Origin of the sequence: Georgenia yuyongxinii (assembly GCF_006352065.1) — a bacterium.
GTDB lineage: Bacteria > Actinomycetota > Actinomycetes > Actinomycetales > Actinomycetaceae > Georgenia > Georgenia yuyongxinii.
On the sequence record NZ_CP040915.1, the window covers coordinates 487,929 to 501,777 of the forward strand.

14 protein-coding genes and 1 tRNA gene are annotated in these 13,849 nt (G+C 72.2%); 11 read left to right on the forward strand and 4 right to left on the reverse strand.

What is annotated here, in order from left to right; genetic code table 11:
• Positions 1-133: 133 nt before the first annotated feature.
• From FE374_RS02185 to FE374_RS02190, 3 genes are all read left to right on the forward strand, one after another.
• Positions 134-206 (forward strand) — tRNA-Thr (locus FE374_RS02185).
• A 661-nt stretch (positions 207-867) separates the two neighbouring features.
• Positions 868-1,023: a hypothetical protein gene (locus FE374_RS19045; protein ID WP_168205546.1), complete on the forward strand. Its 156-nt coding sequence runs from the start codon at positions 868-870 to the stop codon at positions 1,021-1,023.
• A gap of 148 nt (positions 1,024-1,171) precedes the next feature.
• Positions 1,172-1,501, forward strand: coding sequence for a histone-like nucleoid-structuring protein Lsr2 (locus FE374_RS02190; RefSeq protein ID WP_139927036.1), 330 nt, complete (start codon positions 1,172-1,174; stop codon positions 1,499-1,501).
• Positions 1,502-1,725: 224 nt separating this feature from the next.
• Here the strand turns inward: FE374_RS02190 and FE374_RS19350 are convergent, their stop codons facing one another.
• Positions 1,726-2,928 carry a hypothetical protein gene (locus FE374_RS19350; RefSeq protein WP_139927037.1) on the reverse strand — a complete coding sequence of 401 codons (1,203 nt, stop codon included), beginning with the start codon at positions 2,926-2,928 and terminating at the stop codon, positions 1,726-1,728.
• 187 nt (positions 2,929-3,115) lie between these two features.
• Between FE374_RS19350 and FE374_RS02200 the strand changes: the two genes are divergently transcribed.
• Positions 3,116-3,853 carry a phosphoglyceromutase gene (locus tag FE374_RS02200; RefSeq protein WP_139927038.1) on the forward strand — a complete coding sequence of 246 codons (738 nt, stop codon included), beginning with the start codon at positions 3,116-3,118 and terminating at the stop codon, positions 3,851-3,853.
• A 122-nt stretch (positions 3,854-3,975) separates the two neighbouring features.
• Here the strand turns inward: FE374_RS02200 and phoU are convergent, their stop codons facing one another.
• Positions 3,976-4,665: a phosphate signaling complex protein PhoU gene (phoU, locus tag FE374_RS02205; protein WP_139927039.1), complete on the reverse strand. Its 690-nt coding sequence runs from the start codon at positions 4,663-4,665 to the stop codon at positions 3,976-3,978.
• A 165-nt stretch (positions 4,666-4,830) separates the two neighbouring features.
• On the opposite strand from phoU, the gene FE374_RS02210 reads away from it, so the two are divergent.
• Together FE374_RS02210 and FE374_RS02215 are read left to right on the forward strand one after the other, a co-directional pair.
• Positions 4,831-6,105, forward strand: a complete 1,275-nt coding sequence (locus FE374_RS02210; protein ID WP_179957366.1) for a sensor histidine kinase — start codon at positions 4,831-4,833, stop codon at positions 6,103-6,105.
• A 1-nt stretch (position 6,106) separates the two neighbouring features.
• Positions 6,107-6,799, forward strand: a complete 693-nt coding sequence (locus tag FE374_RS02215; protein ID WP_139927040.1) for a response regulator transcription factor — start codon at positions 6,107-6,109, stop codon at positions 6,797-6,799.
• A 99-nt stretch (positions 6,800-6,898) separates the two neighbouring features.
• Here the strand turns inward: FE374_RS02215 and FE374_RS02220 are convergent, their stop codons facing one another.
• On the reverse strand, positions 6,899-7,366 hold the full coding sequence (locus FE374_RS02220) for a hypothetical protein (protein WP_139927041.1): 468 nt from the start codon (positions 7,364-7,366) through the stop codon (positions 6,899-6,901).
• A 262-nt stretch (positions 7,367-7,628) separates the two neighbouring features.
• Between FE374_RS02220 and FE374_RS02225 the strand changes: the two genes are divergently transcribed.
• The 3 genes from FE374_RS02225 to ispF all read left to right on the forward strand — a co-directional run bounded on the left by FE374_RS02225 (position 7,629) and on the right by ispF (position 9,586).
• Positions 7,629-8,111 carry a CarD family transcriptional regulator gene (locus FE374_RS02225; RefSeq protein ID WP_139927042.1) on the forward strand — a complete coding sequence of 161 codons (483 nt, stop codon included), beginning with the start codon at positions 7,629-7,631 and terminating at the stop codon, positions 8,109-8,111.
• 73 nt (positions 8,112-8,184) lie between these two features.
• Positions 8,185-8,907 carry a 2-C-methyl-D-erythritol 4-phosphate cytidylyltransferase gene (gene ispD, locus FE374_RS02230; protein ID WP_139927043.1) on the forward strand — a complete coding sequence of 241 codons (723 nt, stop codon included), beginning with the start codon at positions 8,185-8,187 and terminating at the stop codon, positions 8,905-8,907.
• Between the two features lie 190 nt (positions 8,908-9,097).
• Positions 9,098-9,586, forward strand: coding sequence for a 2-C-methyl-D-erythritol 2,4-cyclodiphosphate synthase (gene ispF, locus FE374_RS02235; RefSeq protein WP_139927044.1), 489 nt, complete (start codon positions 9,098-9,100; stop codon positions 9,584-9,586).
• A 49-nt stretch (positions 9,587-9,635) separates the two neighbouring features.
• Here ispF and FE374_RS02240 read toward each other — a convergent pair whose 3' ends face one another.
• Positions 9,636-10,997 (reverse strand): MFS transporter, encoded by a 1,362-nt coding sequence (locus tag FE374_RS02240; protein WP_139931250.1) that lies wholly within the window; start codon positions 10,995-10,997, stop codon positions 9,636-9,638.
• Between the two features lie 233 nt (positions 10,998-11,230).
• On the opposite strand from FE374_RS02240, the gene cysS reads away from it, so the two are divergent.
• On the forward strand, positions 11,231-12,673 hold the full coding sequence (cysS, locus tag FE374_RS02245; protein ID WP_139927045.1) for a cysteine--tRNA ligase: 1,443 nt from the start codon (positions 11,231-11,233) through the stop codon (positions 12,671-12,673).
• Entirely contained in the window at positions 12,673-13,803 is a 1,131-nt protein-coding gene (gene rlmB, locus FE374_RS02250; protein ID WP_139927046.1) for a 23S rRNA (guanosine(2251)-2'-O)-methyltransferase RlmB, read from the forward strand. The genes cysS and rlmB overlap by 1 nt, the downstream gene beginning before the upstream one ends.
• Positions 13,804-13,849: the final 46 nt, after the last annotated feature.

The window sequence follows — 13,849 nt, forward strand, 5'->3', positions numbered from 1 at the left end:
GGCCGCCGCTGTGGGCGGTGGCGAGGCGGCGTGCTGTAGATCACGACCGACAGAGCGACATCGCTTTGTCCCTCGACCACCCGCCCCGGTACAGTGGTCCGCGCTGAGTCCGGGCCGCGCCCGGGACGTACGCGCCGCCTTAGCTCAGTCGGCAGAGCGATTCACTCGTAATGAATAGGTCGTGGGTTCGATTCCCACAGGCGGCTCCGACAGGAAGGGCCCGGTCCTCGGATCGGGCCCTTCGTGCATGGAGGGTCCGGACACTCCGGCAACGGGTGCCTCTTTGCGCCCACGCGGGACTCGCAGGACCAGTGACGGCCCATCCGTGGCGGTGTGCCGGAATGGCCGGGCTCCGCGTTCTCTGCTCAGCTCCCGGCGTGCTGTAATCGTCGGAGACACACACGGCGAAGTGCGGCCACCTCGACGCGCGCAGTGCTAACGTCCGCCCACCCGTGGCGAATCGCCGCCATTGCCGTGCTGATATACCGAACGGACCGGCATGTCACTGCTCGGCTGCGTGCGGCAGGTTCGGCCGGACATTCTTTGCCGCTCCGGCATAGTCGCTGGGACGGGCCGCCTCGAGCACCGACGTAAGTCGAGCGCTATTGGTCGGCTGCTGGCGAGGCCGGCCAGCTCATGGACCGCAGCAGGACTCGTATTCGCAGCGAAGTGCCGTTCGCTCGCCGGCCAGAGGCGGAGGAAGGCCCGGCACGGGCGTAGGTGCGGTGCCCGGCGCCGTCGGTGTGAGCGGCGCCCACACCAGGCTTCCCGCCGCCGCCGCCCCGTGAGCTCCCCCGTGAATGCTCTCGGCGCCGTTGTCGCCCGGCAGCTCCGCGAGCGGCGCACAGCGCCACGTACACTCGCCGGGTGGACTTCCTCGTGGCTCTGATCCCCTCCATCGGGGTGGGAATTCTGTTCTTCATCGTCATCCGAGCGCTGGTGAACGCGGACCGCAATGAACGTGCGGCGCGCAAGCGACTCGAGGAGGAGGACGCCAGAAAGGCCGCCCGCGAGGAGGGTTAGTTCCTCCACCGTGGCCGCTGGTTTCATCCTTCTTCCGTCCTTAAGGTGACAATTCCTCCCGCGACAATTACGCTTTCATCAAGCGTGATCGTGTTGACGCGCCTCACGGGAGATTCCTCCCGGGAATGCCCGAGAAGAAAGACACACCATGGCGCAGAAGGTTCAAGTCACCCTCGTCGACGACATCGACGGTTCGCCCGCTGACGAGACCGTCACCTTTGCCCTCGACGGGATCAGCTACGAGATCGACCTGACCGAACGGCACGCGAGCGCGCTGCGCGAGTCTTTCGCAGAATGGGTCGGCCATGCCCGCCGCTCCGGTGGTCGCAAGATTTCCGCCAAGCGGTCCACGGGGGGCCGGAGCGATGCCGCGGACGCCGGCAAGGTACGTGAGTGGGCACGCCAGCAGGGCTACGAGGTCTCCGAGCGTGGCCGCATCTCGGCCGAGATCCGCGAGGCCTACGACAAGGCCCACTGAGTCGGGTTCGTCCGGTGAGGTGAGCCGGCCACCCGGTGACCGAGCGCCCGGTGAGGTGACCCGGCGCGCCCGCCCACCTCATCGCCACCGGAGATCCACGCCTGCCCCGCGGTCAGGCTCTGCCCGAGACACGAAGGCCCGCCTCGCGTGCGCGAGGCGGGCCTTCGTCGGTGGTTCGACTCGGCGGCAGCTGCTGCCGCTGGGTCAGCGGTCGAGACGCTGGCTCAGCGGTCGAACAGGCGCATGACCCACTCGAGGACGAGTCGCTGGAACCGGCCGAGCCGGTCCGCCGGGCCGGCGTCGTCCGTGCTGTCCGTCGCCTTGTCGCGGTCGGGGCGCTGCGCAGGCTCGGGGACCGTCACCGCGTCGTCGGCCTCGGCCGGCTCGGTGGTGGGGGTCTCGGTGGTGGCGCCGCCAGGTGCGGTGGCCTCGCCGGGCGTCGCAGGCGTCGGAGCGCTGCCGGAGCCGCCGCGAGGGGGCGTGGACTCGTTCGGGGTGTCGGTCCCAGCCGTGGGCGCCTCGGTCACCGGAGCGGGCGCCGGGGCTGGAGCGGGCGCCGGGGCCGGAGCGGGCGCCGGGGCCGGCGCAGGTGCGGGGGCGGGCGCCGGGGAGGCGGCGCTGCCGCCGTCGTGCAGGTCGAGCTGCCGGCCGACCACGGGGCCGAACGTGCCCGAGAGGCTGTGCGTCACGCCGGCAGGCGTCTCCAGCGACGTGGCGAAGCCCTGTCCCTGGTACCACGCCGAGCCGCGCTTGGCGTCGGCGAGGGCGTTGTAGCCGTCGCGACCGTCGTCGGCCTGTCCGGTGTACCAGTGCATCGGGAAGTCGCCCCGAAGCCCGGCGTCGAAGCCGCTGGCCGACACCCGCGGAGACCCGCCGCCACCGAAGACGACCGAGCCGCCGCCGTCGATGAGGTTGGAGCTGGAGGGCAGGAAGAACTGAGTGATGAACTGGCTGCCGCCGGAGTAGCCCACGAGCCAGACGCGCTCGGTGTCGATGTCGTACTGGGCGTACAGCTTCGCCACGAGGTCGCGCACGTACGCGGCGTTGGCGCTGCCCTCCTCCCACCAGGTGATAGAGCCGGACTTGTCCGGAGAGAGCACCGGCACCGTGATCATGTCGTGCTCGCGCGCCTGCGCGACGATGCCCTCCGAGCCGCCGAGGGAGTACGGCGACGACGGGTTCTTGAACTCGTGTGCCCCGTCGCCGTGGAACTGCAGGACCAGGCCGGCGGGCCGGTCGGCCGGCACGCCGGAGGCGTACACGTGGTACTTCGAGGAGAGCCCGTTCGAGGCGGTGAAGGAGACGTTGGTCTGGTCGGAGAACGCCCCGCCGTTGCCGCCGGTGGAGGCGGAGGCAGGGATCGCGGTGAATGCCACCGCCGCGGTGGTACCGGCGGCGGCGAGCAGCCCGATGGCGCGCTTGAGCACGAAAACAGCTCCAGGGGGGTCAGGACCCGCGGTCGGCAGGTCACGAAATAGTAACGGTCCTGACGTTAACCCGACGGATGTCGAAATCCCAAGCGGGTGGTCGCTGTCCGGTCGGTGAGCGATGTCTCGTCTCGGCGGCCCGGAGGTCCCCGGGCCGCCGTGGGCGGCGGATGGGAGAATGTCCGGCATGACCTACACGCTGGTACTGCTCCGCCACGGCGAGAGCGAGTGGAACGCCAAGAACCTGTTCACGGGCTGGGTCGACGTGCCCCTGTCCGAGAAGGGCACCGAGGAGGCCAAGCGCGGCGGGCAGCTGCTCGTCGACGCCGGCGTCCTGCCCGACGTCGTCCACACCTCCCTGCTGCGGCGCGCCATCATGACCGCCAACCTCTCCCTCGACGAGGCCGACCGGCACTGGATCCCGGTCAAGCGCGACTGGCGCCTGAACGAGCGCCACTACGGCGCGCTCCAGGGCAAGAACAAGAAGGAGATCCGCGACGAGTACGGGGAGGAGCAGTTCATGCAGTGGCGCCGCTCCTACGACGCGCCGCCGCCCGAGATCGAGCTCGGCTCGAAGTGGTCCCAGGACGCCGACCCCCGCTACGCCGGTGAGCCGATCCCGCGCAGCGAGTGCCTCAAGGACGTCCTCGAGCGCGCCATGCCGTACTGGGAGGGCGAGATCGTGCCCGACCTCAAGGCGGGCAAGTCCGTCCTCGTGGCCGCGCACGGCAACTCCCTGCGCGCGATCATCAAGCACCTCGACGGCGTCTCCGACGAGGCGATCGCCGGGCTGAACGTCCCGACGGGCATCCCGCTCCTCTACGAGCTCGACGAGAACCTTCGCCCCACGGTCCCCGGTGGTACGTACCTCGACCCCGAGGCCGCCAAGGCTGCTATCGCCGCCGTCGCCAACCAGGGCAAGTAAGCGCGACGGCGCCGCCCGCTCCCAGCGGACGCGGACGACGCCGTCGCTTCAGCACGAAGGCCCCCGCACCGCCTCGGCGGTACGGGGGCCTTCGTCGGCTCTTGGCCGGGTCGGTCTCGGGCTCAGCGCGCCTCGTCGGACGGTGCGGACTCGTGGGGCACCCGCACCGCGTTGCTCGTGTCACCGGTCACCAGGTACGAGATCCGCCTGGCCACGGAGACGCCGTGGTCACCGAAGCGCTCCAGGTAGCGCCCCAGCAGCACGGAGTCCACGATCTCCTGCCGCGTGAGCTCCTGAGAGTCGTCGAGGACCACCTGGAAGGAGTCCCGGTGGAGCGCGTCGAGGATCTCGTCCTCCTGCTCCACCGCGGCGGCCAGGTTCATGTCGCGGGTCTCGAGCAGCTGGTGCACCTGCGTGCCGACCTTGGTGGCCTGCGCCCCCATCTTGTCCAGGATGTCCTTCATCGGGCCGGACACGGCCGGCTCGGGGTAGCGCCCGCGCGCGACGTAGGCCAGGTGCCGGGCCAGGTCGCCCATGCGCTCGAGGGTCGCGGAGAGCTGCAGGCCCGAGACCACCACGCGCAGGTCGGTCGCGACCGGAGCCTGCCGGGCGAGCAGCGAGATCCCCAGGTCGTCGATCTTGTTCTCGAGGGCGTCGATCGCGTTGTCCGCGTCGATCACCTGCTCGGCGAGGGTGAGGTCGGCGACCTTCAGGGCGGTCGCAGCCTGCTCGATCGCGGTGGCCACGTGGCCGGCCATCGTGACCAGGCTCTCGCCCAGCTCCTGCATCTCCTGCTTGAAAATTTCGCGCACGTCATCCTCACCTCGTTGCGGCCCGGCTGGCGGGCACATCTCTGCCTACCGTAGCCAAGCGGTCGGGGATGCACACGGCGTAACGCGCAGGTAAACGGACGAGGTCCGACCGGGGGTGGCTCGGTGAACTCGGCCACGCGGGCCTAACCTGCCTGCGTGGACCAGATGTGGCAGCTCGTGGGGATCGTGCTGCTCGGCCTGCTCGTCGTGGCGGTGGGGGTGCTGGCGTTCCGGCTGAGCGAGCGCGAGCAGCGGCGGGGCCCGCGGGGGGAGCCGAGCATGGAGGACGACGTCGTCTCCGTGCTGTCCGTGCTGCCCCAGAGCGTCGTCGTGCTCGAGCCCGACGACGACGTGCTGCGCGCCTCCGCGTCCGCCTACGGCTTCGGCCTGGTCCGCAACGACACCCTGGCCCACCCCGAGGTGCGCGACATGGTCGCCGCGGTGCGCCGCGACGGCCACATCCGCGACGCGGAGCTCACCCTCACCCGCGGGCCCGTCGAGGGCGCCGGCACCCTGCGCATGCAGGTCCGGGTCGCACCGCTCAAGGGTGACCGCATGCTCGTGCTCGCCGAGGACCGCACGGCCGCCCGCCGGGTGGAGGAGATGCGCCGCGACTTCGTCGCCAACGTCTCCCACGAGCTGAAGACACCGGTCGGGGCGCTGTCGCTGCTCGCCGAGACCGTGGCCGACAGCGCCGACGAGCCGGACACCGTGCGCCACTTCGCCGGCCGCATGGGCAAGGAGTCACGCCGGCTCGCGGCACTGGTCCAGGAGATCATCGAGCTCTCCCGGCTGCAGGAGCCCGACGCACTCGTCGAGCCCGAGCTGGTCGCGGTGGACGACGTCGTCGCCGAGGCGGTGGACCGGGTGCGCGTGGAGGCCCAGTCCCGCACGCTCACGCTCGTCCTCGGCGGGGCGAAGGACCTGCGGGTCTACGGCGACGCCGCGCTGCTCACGACGGCGGTGCGCAACCTGCTGGACAACGCGATCCGGTACGCCCCTCCGTCGTCGCGGGTGTCGGTGGGGGTCTCGCGCGCGGACGCCCTGGTGCGGATCGCCGTCGTCGACCAGGGCCCGGGCATCCCCGAGGACCAGCGCGAGCGGGTGTTCGAGCGGTTCTACCGCCTCGACGCCGCCCGGTCCCGCGACACCGGGGGGTCCGGCCTGGGCCTGAGCATCGTCAAGCACATCGCCAACGACCACGGCGGCCGGGTGGAGATCTGGTCCACCCTGGGCAAGGGCTCGACGTTCACGCTCGTGCTGCCCGAGGCCTACGGGTCGGCCACACCGGACGAGGCGGACGGCGACGGGGCGGCCCGGGCCGGCAAGGCCGGGGGCACCGGGACCGAGCACGCCAAGGAGGGGGCGGCACCTGCCGCGCCCGAGCAGATCACGGACGCGGGCAAGCGGCCCGGTCGCGCCATGGAGGAAACACGCTGATATGACCACCATCCTGCTCGTCGAGGACGAGGAGTCCTACCGCGAACCGCTCACGTTCAAGCTCGAGCGTGACGGCTTCGAGGTGGTGCCGGTGGCCGACGGGCTCAACGCCCTGACCGCGTTCGACCGCGGCGGCATCGACGTCGTGCTGCTCGACCTCATGCTCCCGGGTCTGTCCGGCACCGAGGTGTGCCGGCAGCTGCGCCAGCGCGGCAACGTGCCGGTCATCATGCTCACCGCGAAGGACAGCGAGATCGACAAGGTCGTCGGGCTGGAGCTCGGCGCGGACGACTACGTCACCAAGCCGTACTCCTACCGCGAGCTCGTCGCCCGCGTGCATGCCGTGCTGCGCCGCACCGGCGTCGGGGACGACCTCGACGAGCCCGCGGTGCTGGCCGTCGGGCGGGTGCGGATGGACGTGGACCGACACGAGCTGCGGGTCGACGGCGAGCCGGTCGCGATCCCGCTGCGCGAGTTCGAGCTGCTCGAGCTCTTTCTGCGCAACCCCGACCGGGTGCTCACCCGTGGGCAGCTCATCGACCGGGTCTGGGGGTCCAACTACGTCGGCGACACCAAGACGCTCGACGTCCACGTCAAGCGGGTGCGCGCGAAGATCGAAGAGGACCCGTCGCGGCCCACGATGCTGCAGACGGTGCGCGGCCTGGGGTACAAGCTGATCTCCCCGTCGGTCTAGCTGCGCCAGAGCGCCCAGGCCCAGCGGGCCGGGACGACGGGAGGCGCGCTCCCGCCGTCGGGCGTGCTGACGACGCCGTGCGGCGGCACCACCTACCGGTCAGGCCTGACCGAGGACCTCGTCGTACGGGGGGATGGTGCCGTCGAGCACCGGCACGGACACGCTGATCTGGGCGCCATCCTCCAAACCCACGGTGGAGGGGAGGAGTCCGCCGGGCGCGACGTCGACGGACGCGATCCGCACGCCGTCGTCGAGCAGGTTGGCGGTCTTGCCGGCCGGCACCCGCACCGGGACCCCGTTGCCCTCGCCGAGGCTCAGCGTGACGAGCGCGTTCTCCCTGGAGCGGTTGACGACGGCGCCGACCACGTGGCCCTCGCCGCCCTCGCTCTCGGTCAGCACCATGAGGTTCTCGACGACGACGCCGTCCGCGACCTCGACGCGGATGCCGTCGCTGGGCGCGTACTCCATCTGCGTGGTGATCGGGTTCGCGACCGAGCACCCGGCCAGGACGAGCGCGGCGCCGAGCATCGTGGCGGCGATGGCGGAACGGCGGATGGTGCGGGCCACGGAAGGTCTCCTTCGTCGTTTCTGCTGCGGGCGCGCCGCAGCGCGGCGGCCTCCCAGGGGGAGATTACCGGAGGAACTCAACGCCGCAGCCCCACCGCAGGCGTGTCCGCCGAGCCCGGCGCTGCCGCATAGTTCCGCGCCGCGTGGGCGGTGGCGGGCCGTGTCGACCGGCCACACGTGTCTATTCGCTCACGAGCCGCAGAAATCCGCCATTTCCGCGTGCTAGAATAGGGGCCTTCACGACCTGAGGGAGCACCCAGACATGACCTTCGCTGTCGGCGAGACCGTTGTCTATCCGCATCACGGCGCGGCGCTGATCGAGGATATCTCTACCCGGACCATCCGCGGAGAAGAAAAGCTCTACCTGCACCTGCGTGTCGCGCAGGGTGACCTGACCATCCAGGTTCCCGCCGAGAACGTCGACCTCGTCGGTGTCCGCGACGTCGTCGGTACCGAGGGTCTGGAGAAGGTCTTCGAGGTGCTGCGCGCCCCGTACACCGAGGAGCCCACCAACTGGTCGCGCCGCTACAAGGCGAACGTCGAGAAGATTGCCTCCGGCGACATCATCAAGGTCGCCGAGGTCGTCCGGGACCTCTCCCGTCGCGACACCGACCGCGGCCTGTCCGCGGGCGAGAAGCGCATGCTCGCCAAGGCCCGTCAGATCCTCGTCTCCGAGCTCGCCCTGGCGGAGAAGACCGAGGAGGTCAAGGCCGAGGCCATGCTCGACGAGGTCCTCGCGTCCTGACCCCGAGAGTGATCGACCGCAGCACGCGCGTGATGGCACCGGCCGTCACGCGCGTCGTGCGTCCGGGGGCGGCGTGAGCACGGCCGCCGTGCTGACCGCGGCCGGCTCGGGCACCCGGCTCGGCCGGGCGCTGCCCAAGGCGCTCGTCGAGCTCGCCGGGGTACCGCTGGTGGTGCGCGCCGCCCAGGGGCTCGCGCTGGCCCGCTGCCTGGAGCTCGTGGTCGTCACCGTGCCGCCGCACGAGGTGCGCGGCTTCCAGGCCCTGTTCCTGGGCGGGTACGTGCCCGGCACCCGCCTGGCCGCCCGCATCGTCCCGGGCGGGGCTACCCGGCAGGCCTCCGTCGCCGCCGGGCTTGCCGCACTGCCCGACGACGTCGACGTCGTCCTGGTGCACGACGCCGCCCGCTGCCTCGCCCCGCCCGCGCTGGTGCGCAGCGTCGAGGCCGCCGTGCGGCAGGGGCACCGCGCCGTCGTCCCCGCCCTGCCGGTGACCGACACCATCAAGGCCGTCGGGCCGGCCCACTCCAGCGGGGCGGAACCTGTCACGGCCACCGTGGACCGTGGCGCGCTTCGTGCCGTGCAGACCCCGCAGGGCTTCGACCGGGCGCTGCTCGAGGCCGCGCACGCCGCCGGGGCCGCCCGGGCCGCGGACGAGGCGGTGGCCGCGTCCGACGACGCCGGCCTGGTCGAGGCGCTCGGCGAGCCCGTGTGGGTGGTGCCCGGCCACGAGCGGGCCATGAAGATCACGACCCCGCGGGACCTCGCGCTGGCCCACCTGCTCGTGGCCGAGGGCTAACTATCTGTGCGCGAGATGTCATCTTCTCCGCGAGATGTCATCCCGCCCGCCCTCCCGCGAGATGTCATGATCTCACCGAGATGTCATGGCTTCCCCGAGGGGTCCTGGTTGTCCGCGACATCCCTCCGAGGAACGCGCGTGCACGACGTCGCCGAGCTACGCCGTCGCCACGGCCCGCTAACTTGAGCCCATGCAGCTGCCGCGCACCGGTATCGGGACCGACGTCCACGCCTTCGCCACCGCGGGCGAGCGCCCGATGGCCCTCGCGTGCCTCACCTGGCCCGGGGTGACGGGCCTGGCCGGCCACTCCGACGGCGACGTCGCCGCCCACGCCGCCTGTGACGCGCTCTTCGCGGCCGCCGGCCTGGGGGACCTCGGCACGCAGTTCGGCACGTCCGACCCGCGATGGGCCGGCGCCAGCGGCGCGGCCATGCTCACCGAGACCGCCCGGCGCCTACTCGACGCCGGCTACGCCATCGGCAACGTCGCCGTGCAGGTCATCGGACTGCGGCCGAAGATCGGACCGCGCCGGGCGGAGGCAGAGGCGGCCATGAGCGCCGCGCTCGACGCGCCCGTCAGTCTGAGTGCGACCACCACCGACGGGCTGGGGTTCACCGGCCGGGGGGAGGGCCTGGCCGCCATCGCGACGGCCCTGGTCGTCCCCACGCCGCAGGGCTGAGCGACGAGCTCCCGCGCGTTCGCCGCCGGCCTTGAAACGCCGTCGACCCTCAGACGCCGGCGGGCCGGGAGTCAAGCGGGGTGTCGGTGCGGTGGGAGTGCGGGCGCACCGGCAGCAGCAGCGCCAGGCCCAGGGCGAGCACCAGGACGATGCCGAGGATGCCCCAGTACTGCACGTCGTTGCCCGTCAGACCGGTGGCCGCGGCGCCCAGTCCGAGGAACACGGAGAACGCGGCCGGGGCGAGGAAGCTCACGGCACGACCGGTAGTGGCGTACAGCCCGAACACCTGGCCCTCCCGACCTGCCGGGATGAGCCGGGCCAGGAACGTGCGCGACGCCGACTGCGCAGGCCCGACGAAGATGCACAAGATCAGCCCGAGGACCCAGAACGCCGTCCGGCCTGCGTCGTGGAAGACGAACACCCCCGTGCCGGCGGCGATCATGCAGGCCAGCGCGAGCACGATGACCCGCTTGGGGCCTATGCGGTCGTCGAGGGCTCCGAACAGGATGGTCGCGACGCCGGCGACGAGGTTGGCGGCGACGCCGAAGATGATCACCTGCCCGGCGGTGAAGCCGAACGTGCCCGCCGCGATGACGCCGCCGAAGGTGAACACGCCGGCCAGGCCGTCGCGGAAGACCGCGCTGGCGAGCAGGAAGTAGACGGTGTTGCGGTCGGTGCGCCACAGGTCGGCGACGGAGCGGAACAGCAGGCGGTAGGAGGCGAGCAGGCCCGTGCGCTCGCCCTTGTCGCGGCGGCCCTTCGGGTCGCGGATCGTGAGGATGACGGGCAGCGAGAACACCAGTGTCCACACGGCGCAGATCAGCATGGTGACGCGGATGTCCATGCCGTCCTCGCTGGTGATGCCGAACATGCCCACCTCGGGGTCGATGAGCCCGAAGTAGACGACGAGCAGCAGCACGATCCCGCCGATGTAGCCCAGCCCCCACCCCAGGCCCGAGACCCGGCCGACCGTGGCCGGGGTCGCGATCTGGTTGAGCATGGCGTTGTAGTTGACCGAGGCGAACTCGAAGAAGATGTTGCCCGCCGCCAGCAGCAGCATGCCCAGCCACAGGAAGTCCGGCGACGGCGCGACGAAGAACATCCCGGCCGACGCCGCCACCACCAGCGACGTGTTGACCGTCAGCCACAGCGTGCGCCGGCCGCTGCGGTCGGCCCGCTGCCCGGAGACGGGCGCGAGGACGGCGATGAGGAACCCGGCACCCGCGAGAACCCATCCGAGGGTCGCGTCCGCGCCCGCTCCGAAGGCGTCCGAGGTGAGGTACACCGTGAATACGAACGTGGTGATCACGGCGTTGAAGGCGGCCGAGCCCCAGTCCCACAGGCCCCACGCGTAGACGGGCCAGCCGAAGCGGCGTCTGCGCCCGGCGGGTCCCGGCGCACCGGCCGGCATGGTGGCTGCGGCGCCCGCGGGTGGCTCGGGCGCGGAGAGGTTCGTCACGAGCGCACGTTAGCCCGCCGGGGTCATCGGACGGTGAACATCCGGTGGCGTGTGGGGCGCGGCGCCGCGGGAACTGGGCTCCGGCGTCCGGAACCGGGGGGCCGAAGCCTGGACGCCCGGCCCGGCCTGGGCGTCGGGGACCCCGGCCCCGTCGCCGTGTCGGCCCGTCCCGGTAACCTGAGCCCGTGACCCTGCGACTCTACGACTCCGCCACCAGGTCGGTCCGCCCGCTCGAGCCCCTCCAGGCGGGCAAGGTCGGCATCTACCTGTGCGGTGCCACGGTGCAGGGCGCCCCGCACATCGGCCACATGCGCTCCTCGCTCGCCTTCGACGTGATGGCCCGCTGGCTGCGCCGCACCGGCCACGACGTCACCCTCATCCGCAACGTCACGGACATCGACGACAAGATCCTCGCCAAGTCCGCCGAGGCCGGCGCCCCGTGGTGGGCCTGGGCGTACCGGTTCGAGCAGGAGTTCACCGCCGCCTACGACGCCCTCGGCATCGGCCGGCCCACCTACGAGCCGCGCGCGACCGGCCACGTCACCGAGATGGTCGAGCTCATGGAGCGCCTCCTCGAGCGCGGCCACGCCTACCGCGGCGAGAGCGGCAACGTCTACTTCGGCGTGCGCTCCCTGCCGGACTACGGCTCCCTCACCCGGCAGGCCCTGGAGAACATGTCCGTCGGCGAGGACGACGACGCCGAGCCGGACAAGCGTGACCCGCGCGACTTCGCGCTGTGGAAGGCCCCCAAGCCGGGGGAGCCGGCCTCCGCCAGCTGGCCCACGCCGTTCGGCCGTGGCCGGCCGGGCTGGCACCTGGAGTGCTCGACCATGGCCCAGCGCTACCTCGGGGACACCTTCGACATCCACGGCGGCGGCATCGACCTGCGGTTCCCGCATCACGAGAACGAGCAGGCGCAGTCCCACGCCGCCGGGTTCGGCTTCGCCCGGCACTGGGTGCACAACGCCTGGGTGACCGTGGGCGGGGAGAAGATGAGCAAGTCGCTCGGCAACTCCCTCATCGTGGCGAACGTGCTCGAGCGCACCAGCGCCCCGGTGCTCCGCTTCGCCCTGGGCACCGTGCACTACCGCTCCACGGTGGAGTTCTCCGATGTCACCGTCGCCGAGGCCACCGGCTCTTGGGAGCGGTTCAGCGGCTTCGTCACCCGCGCGGTCGAGCGGGTGGGGGAGGTCGACGCCGCGGAGGTCGCCGCCCAGGGCCCCGGCCAGCTGCCCGCCGCCTTCGTCGAGGCCATGGACGACGACCTGAACATCTCCGCCGCCCTCGCCGTCATCCACGAGCACCTCCGCGCCGGCAACACGGCGCTGGCCGAGCAGGACGACGTCGCCACCCGCGCCGCGCAGCTGCAGGTGCGGTCCATGCTCGACGTGCTCGGGCTGGACCCGCTCGCCGCGCCGTGGCGCACCCAGGGCGGCTCCAGCGCGGACGGCGCGGAGCGGGAAGCGCTGGACGTGCTCATCACCGCGGTGCTCGAGGACAGGGTCCAGGCCCGCAAGAACAAGGACTGGCAGCGGGCCGACGCGCTGCGTGACCAGCTGGCTGACGCCGGCGTCGTCGTCGAGGACTCTCCCGACGGTGCACGCTGGCAACTGAAGGGAAAGAGCTGATGGCAGGGAACTCCCAGCGCCGTGGCGCGGTGCGCAAGCCGGGCTCGAAGAAGGGCATGGTCGTCGGGTCCGGCGGGCAGCGCCGTCGGGGCCTCGAGGGCCGTGGCCCCACCCCGAAGGCGGAGGAGCGCGAGCACCACCCCGCCGGCAAGCGCAAGGCCGCCGCCGAGCGGGCGGCCGAAAAGTCCGGCAAGCCCTCCACCCGGTCCGGCCAGCCGGCCAGGTCCGGCCAGGCCGCCCGGTCCGGGCAGCCGTCCCGGTCCGGCCAACCGCCGGCGAAGTCCGGCCGGCCCGTCGCGGGCCGCCGCGGCGGCGACGGTGCTCGCGAGGCCGCCCGGGGCGAGGCGACGGTCGCGAAGGTCCGCGCCGCGCTCGGCGTCGGTCCCGACCACGAGCTCATCGCCGGGCGCAACCCGGTCACCGAGGCCGTCCGCTCGGGCATCCCGCTGGCCCGGGTCTTCCTGGCCGGCGGCATGGCCACGGATGAGCGGGTCGCCGAGGTCGTGCGCACCGCCACGGCCCTGGGCACCCCGCTCCTGGAGGTCAGCCGCGGCGACCTCGACCGCCTCACCGAGGACGCCGTGCACCAAGGCGTCGTCATCGAGGTGCCCCCGTACGCCTACCGCGATGCCCGTGACCTGCTCGACCGCGCCGAGCGCGCCCAGCACCCCGCGCTGATCGTCGCCCTCGACGGCGTCACCGACCCGCACAACCTCGGCGCCGTGCTGCGCTCCGCCGGGGCCTTCGGCGCCGACGGCGTGCTCGTCCCCGAGCGCCGCTCCGCTGGCGTCAACGCCACCGCGTGGAAGGTCTCCGCCGGGGCCGCCGCCCGCGTGCCCGTCGCCCGGGCGACGAACCTCGTGCGCACCCTGAACGAGCTGAAGGAGGCCGGCTGCTTCGTCGTCGGCCTCGACGGCGGCGGCGCCACCACCGTCGGCGAGCTCGAGCTGGCCACCGAGCCGATCGTGCTGGTCACCGGGTCGGAGGGCAAGGGCCTGAGCCGCCTCGTGCGCGAGACGTGCGACGTCGTCGCCTCCATCCCGATCGCCGCGCAGGTGGAGTCCCTCAACGCCGCCGTCGCCACCGGCATCGCGCTGTACGAGGTGGCCCGGCACCGCCTGACCGCCTGACCATCCCCCGGGCCTGACATCCATCCCGCGGCCGACCGGCCGCGGC

Coding starts and splice junctions, on each gene's coding strand:
- FE374_RS02190 (WP_139927036.1), top strand. CDS start 1,172: ATGGCGCAGAAGGTTCAAGTCACCCTCGTCGACGACATCGACGGTTCG.
- FE374_RS02200 (WP_139927038.1), top strand. CDS start 3,116: ATGACCTACACGCTGGTACTGCTCCGCCACGGCGAGAGCGAGTGGAAC.
- FE374_RS02210 (WP_179957366.1), top strand. CDS start 4,831: ATGTGGCAGCTCGTGGGGATCGTGCTGCTCGGCCTGCTCGTCGTGGCG.
- FE374_RS02215 (WP_139927040.1), top strand. CDS start 6,107: ATGACCACCATCCTGCTCGTCGAGGACGAGGAGTCCTACCGCGAACCG.
- FE374_RS02225 (WP_139927042.1), top strand. CDS start 7,629: ATGACCTTCGCTGTCGGCGAGACCGTTGTCTATCCGCATCACGGCGCG.
- ispF (WP_139927044.1), top strand. CDS start 9,098: ATGCAGCTGCCGCGCACCGGTATCGGGACCGACGTCCACGCCTTCGCC.
- FE374_RS02240 (WP_139931250.1), bottom strand. CDS start 10,997: ATGCCGGCCGGTGCGCCGGGACCCGCCGGGCGCAGACGCCGCTTCGGC.
- rlmB (WP_139927046.1), top strand. CDS start 12,673: ATGGCAGGGAACTCCCAGCGCCGTGGCGCGGTGCGCAAGCCGGGCTCG.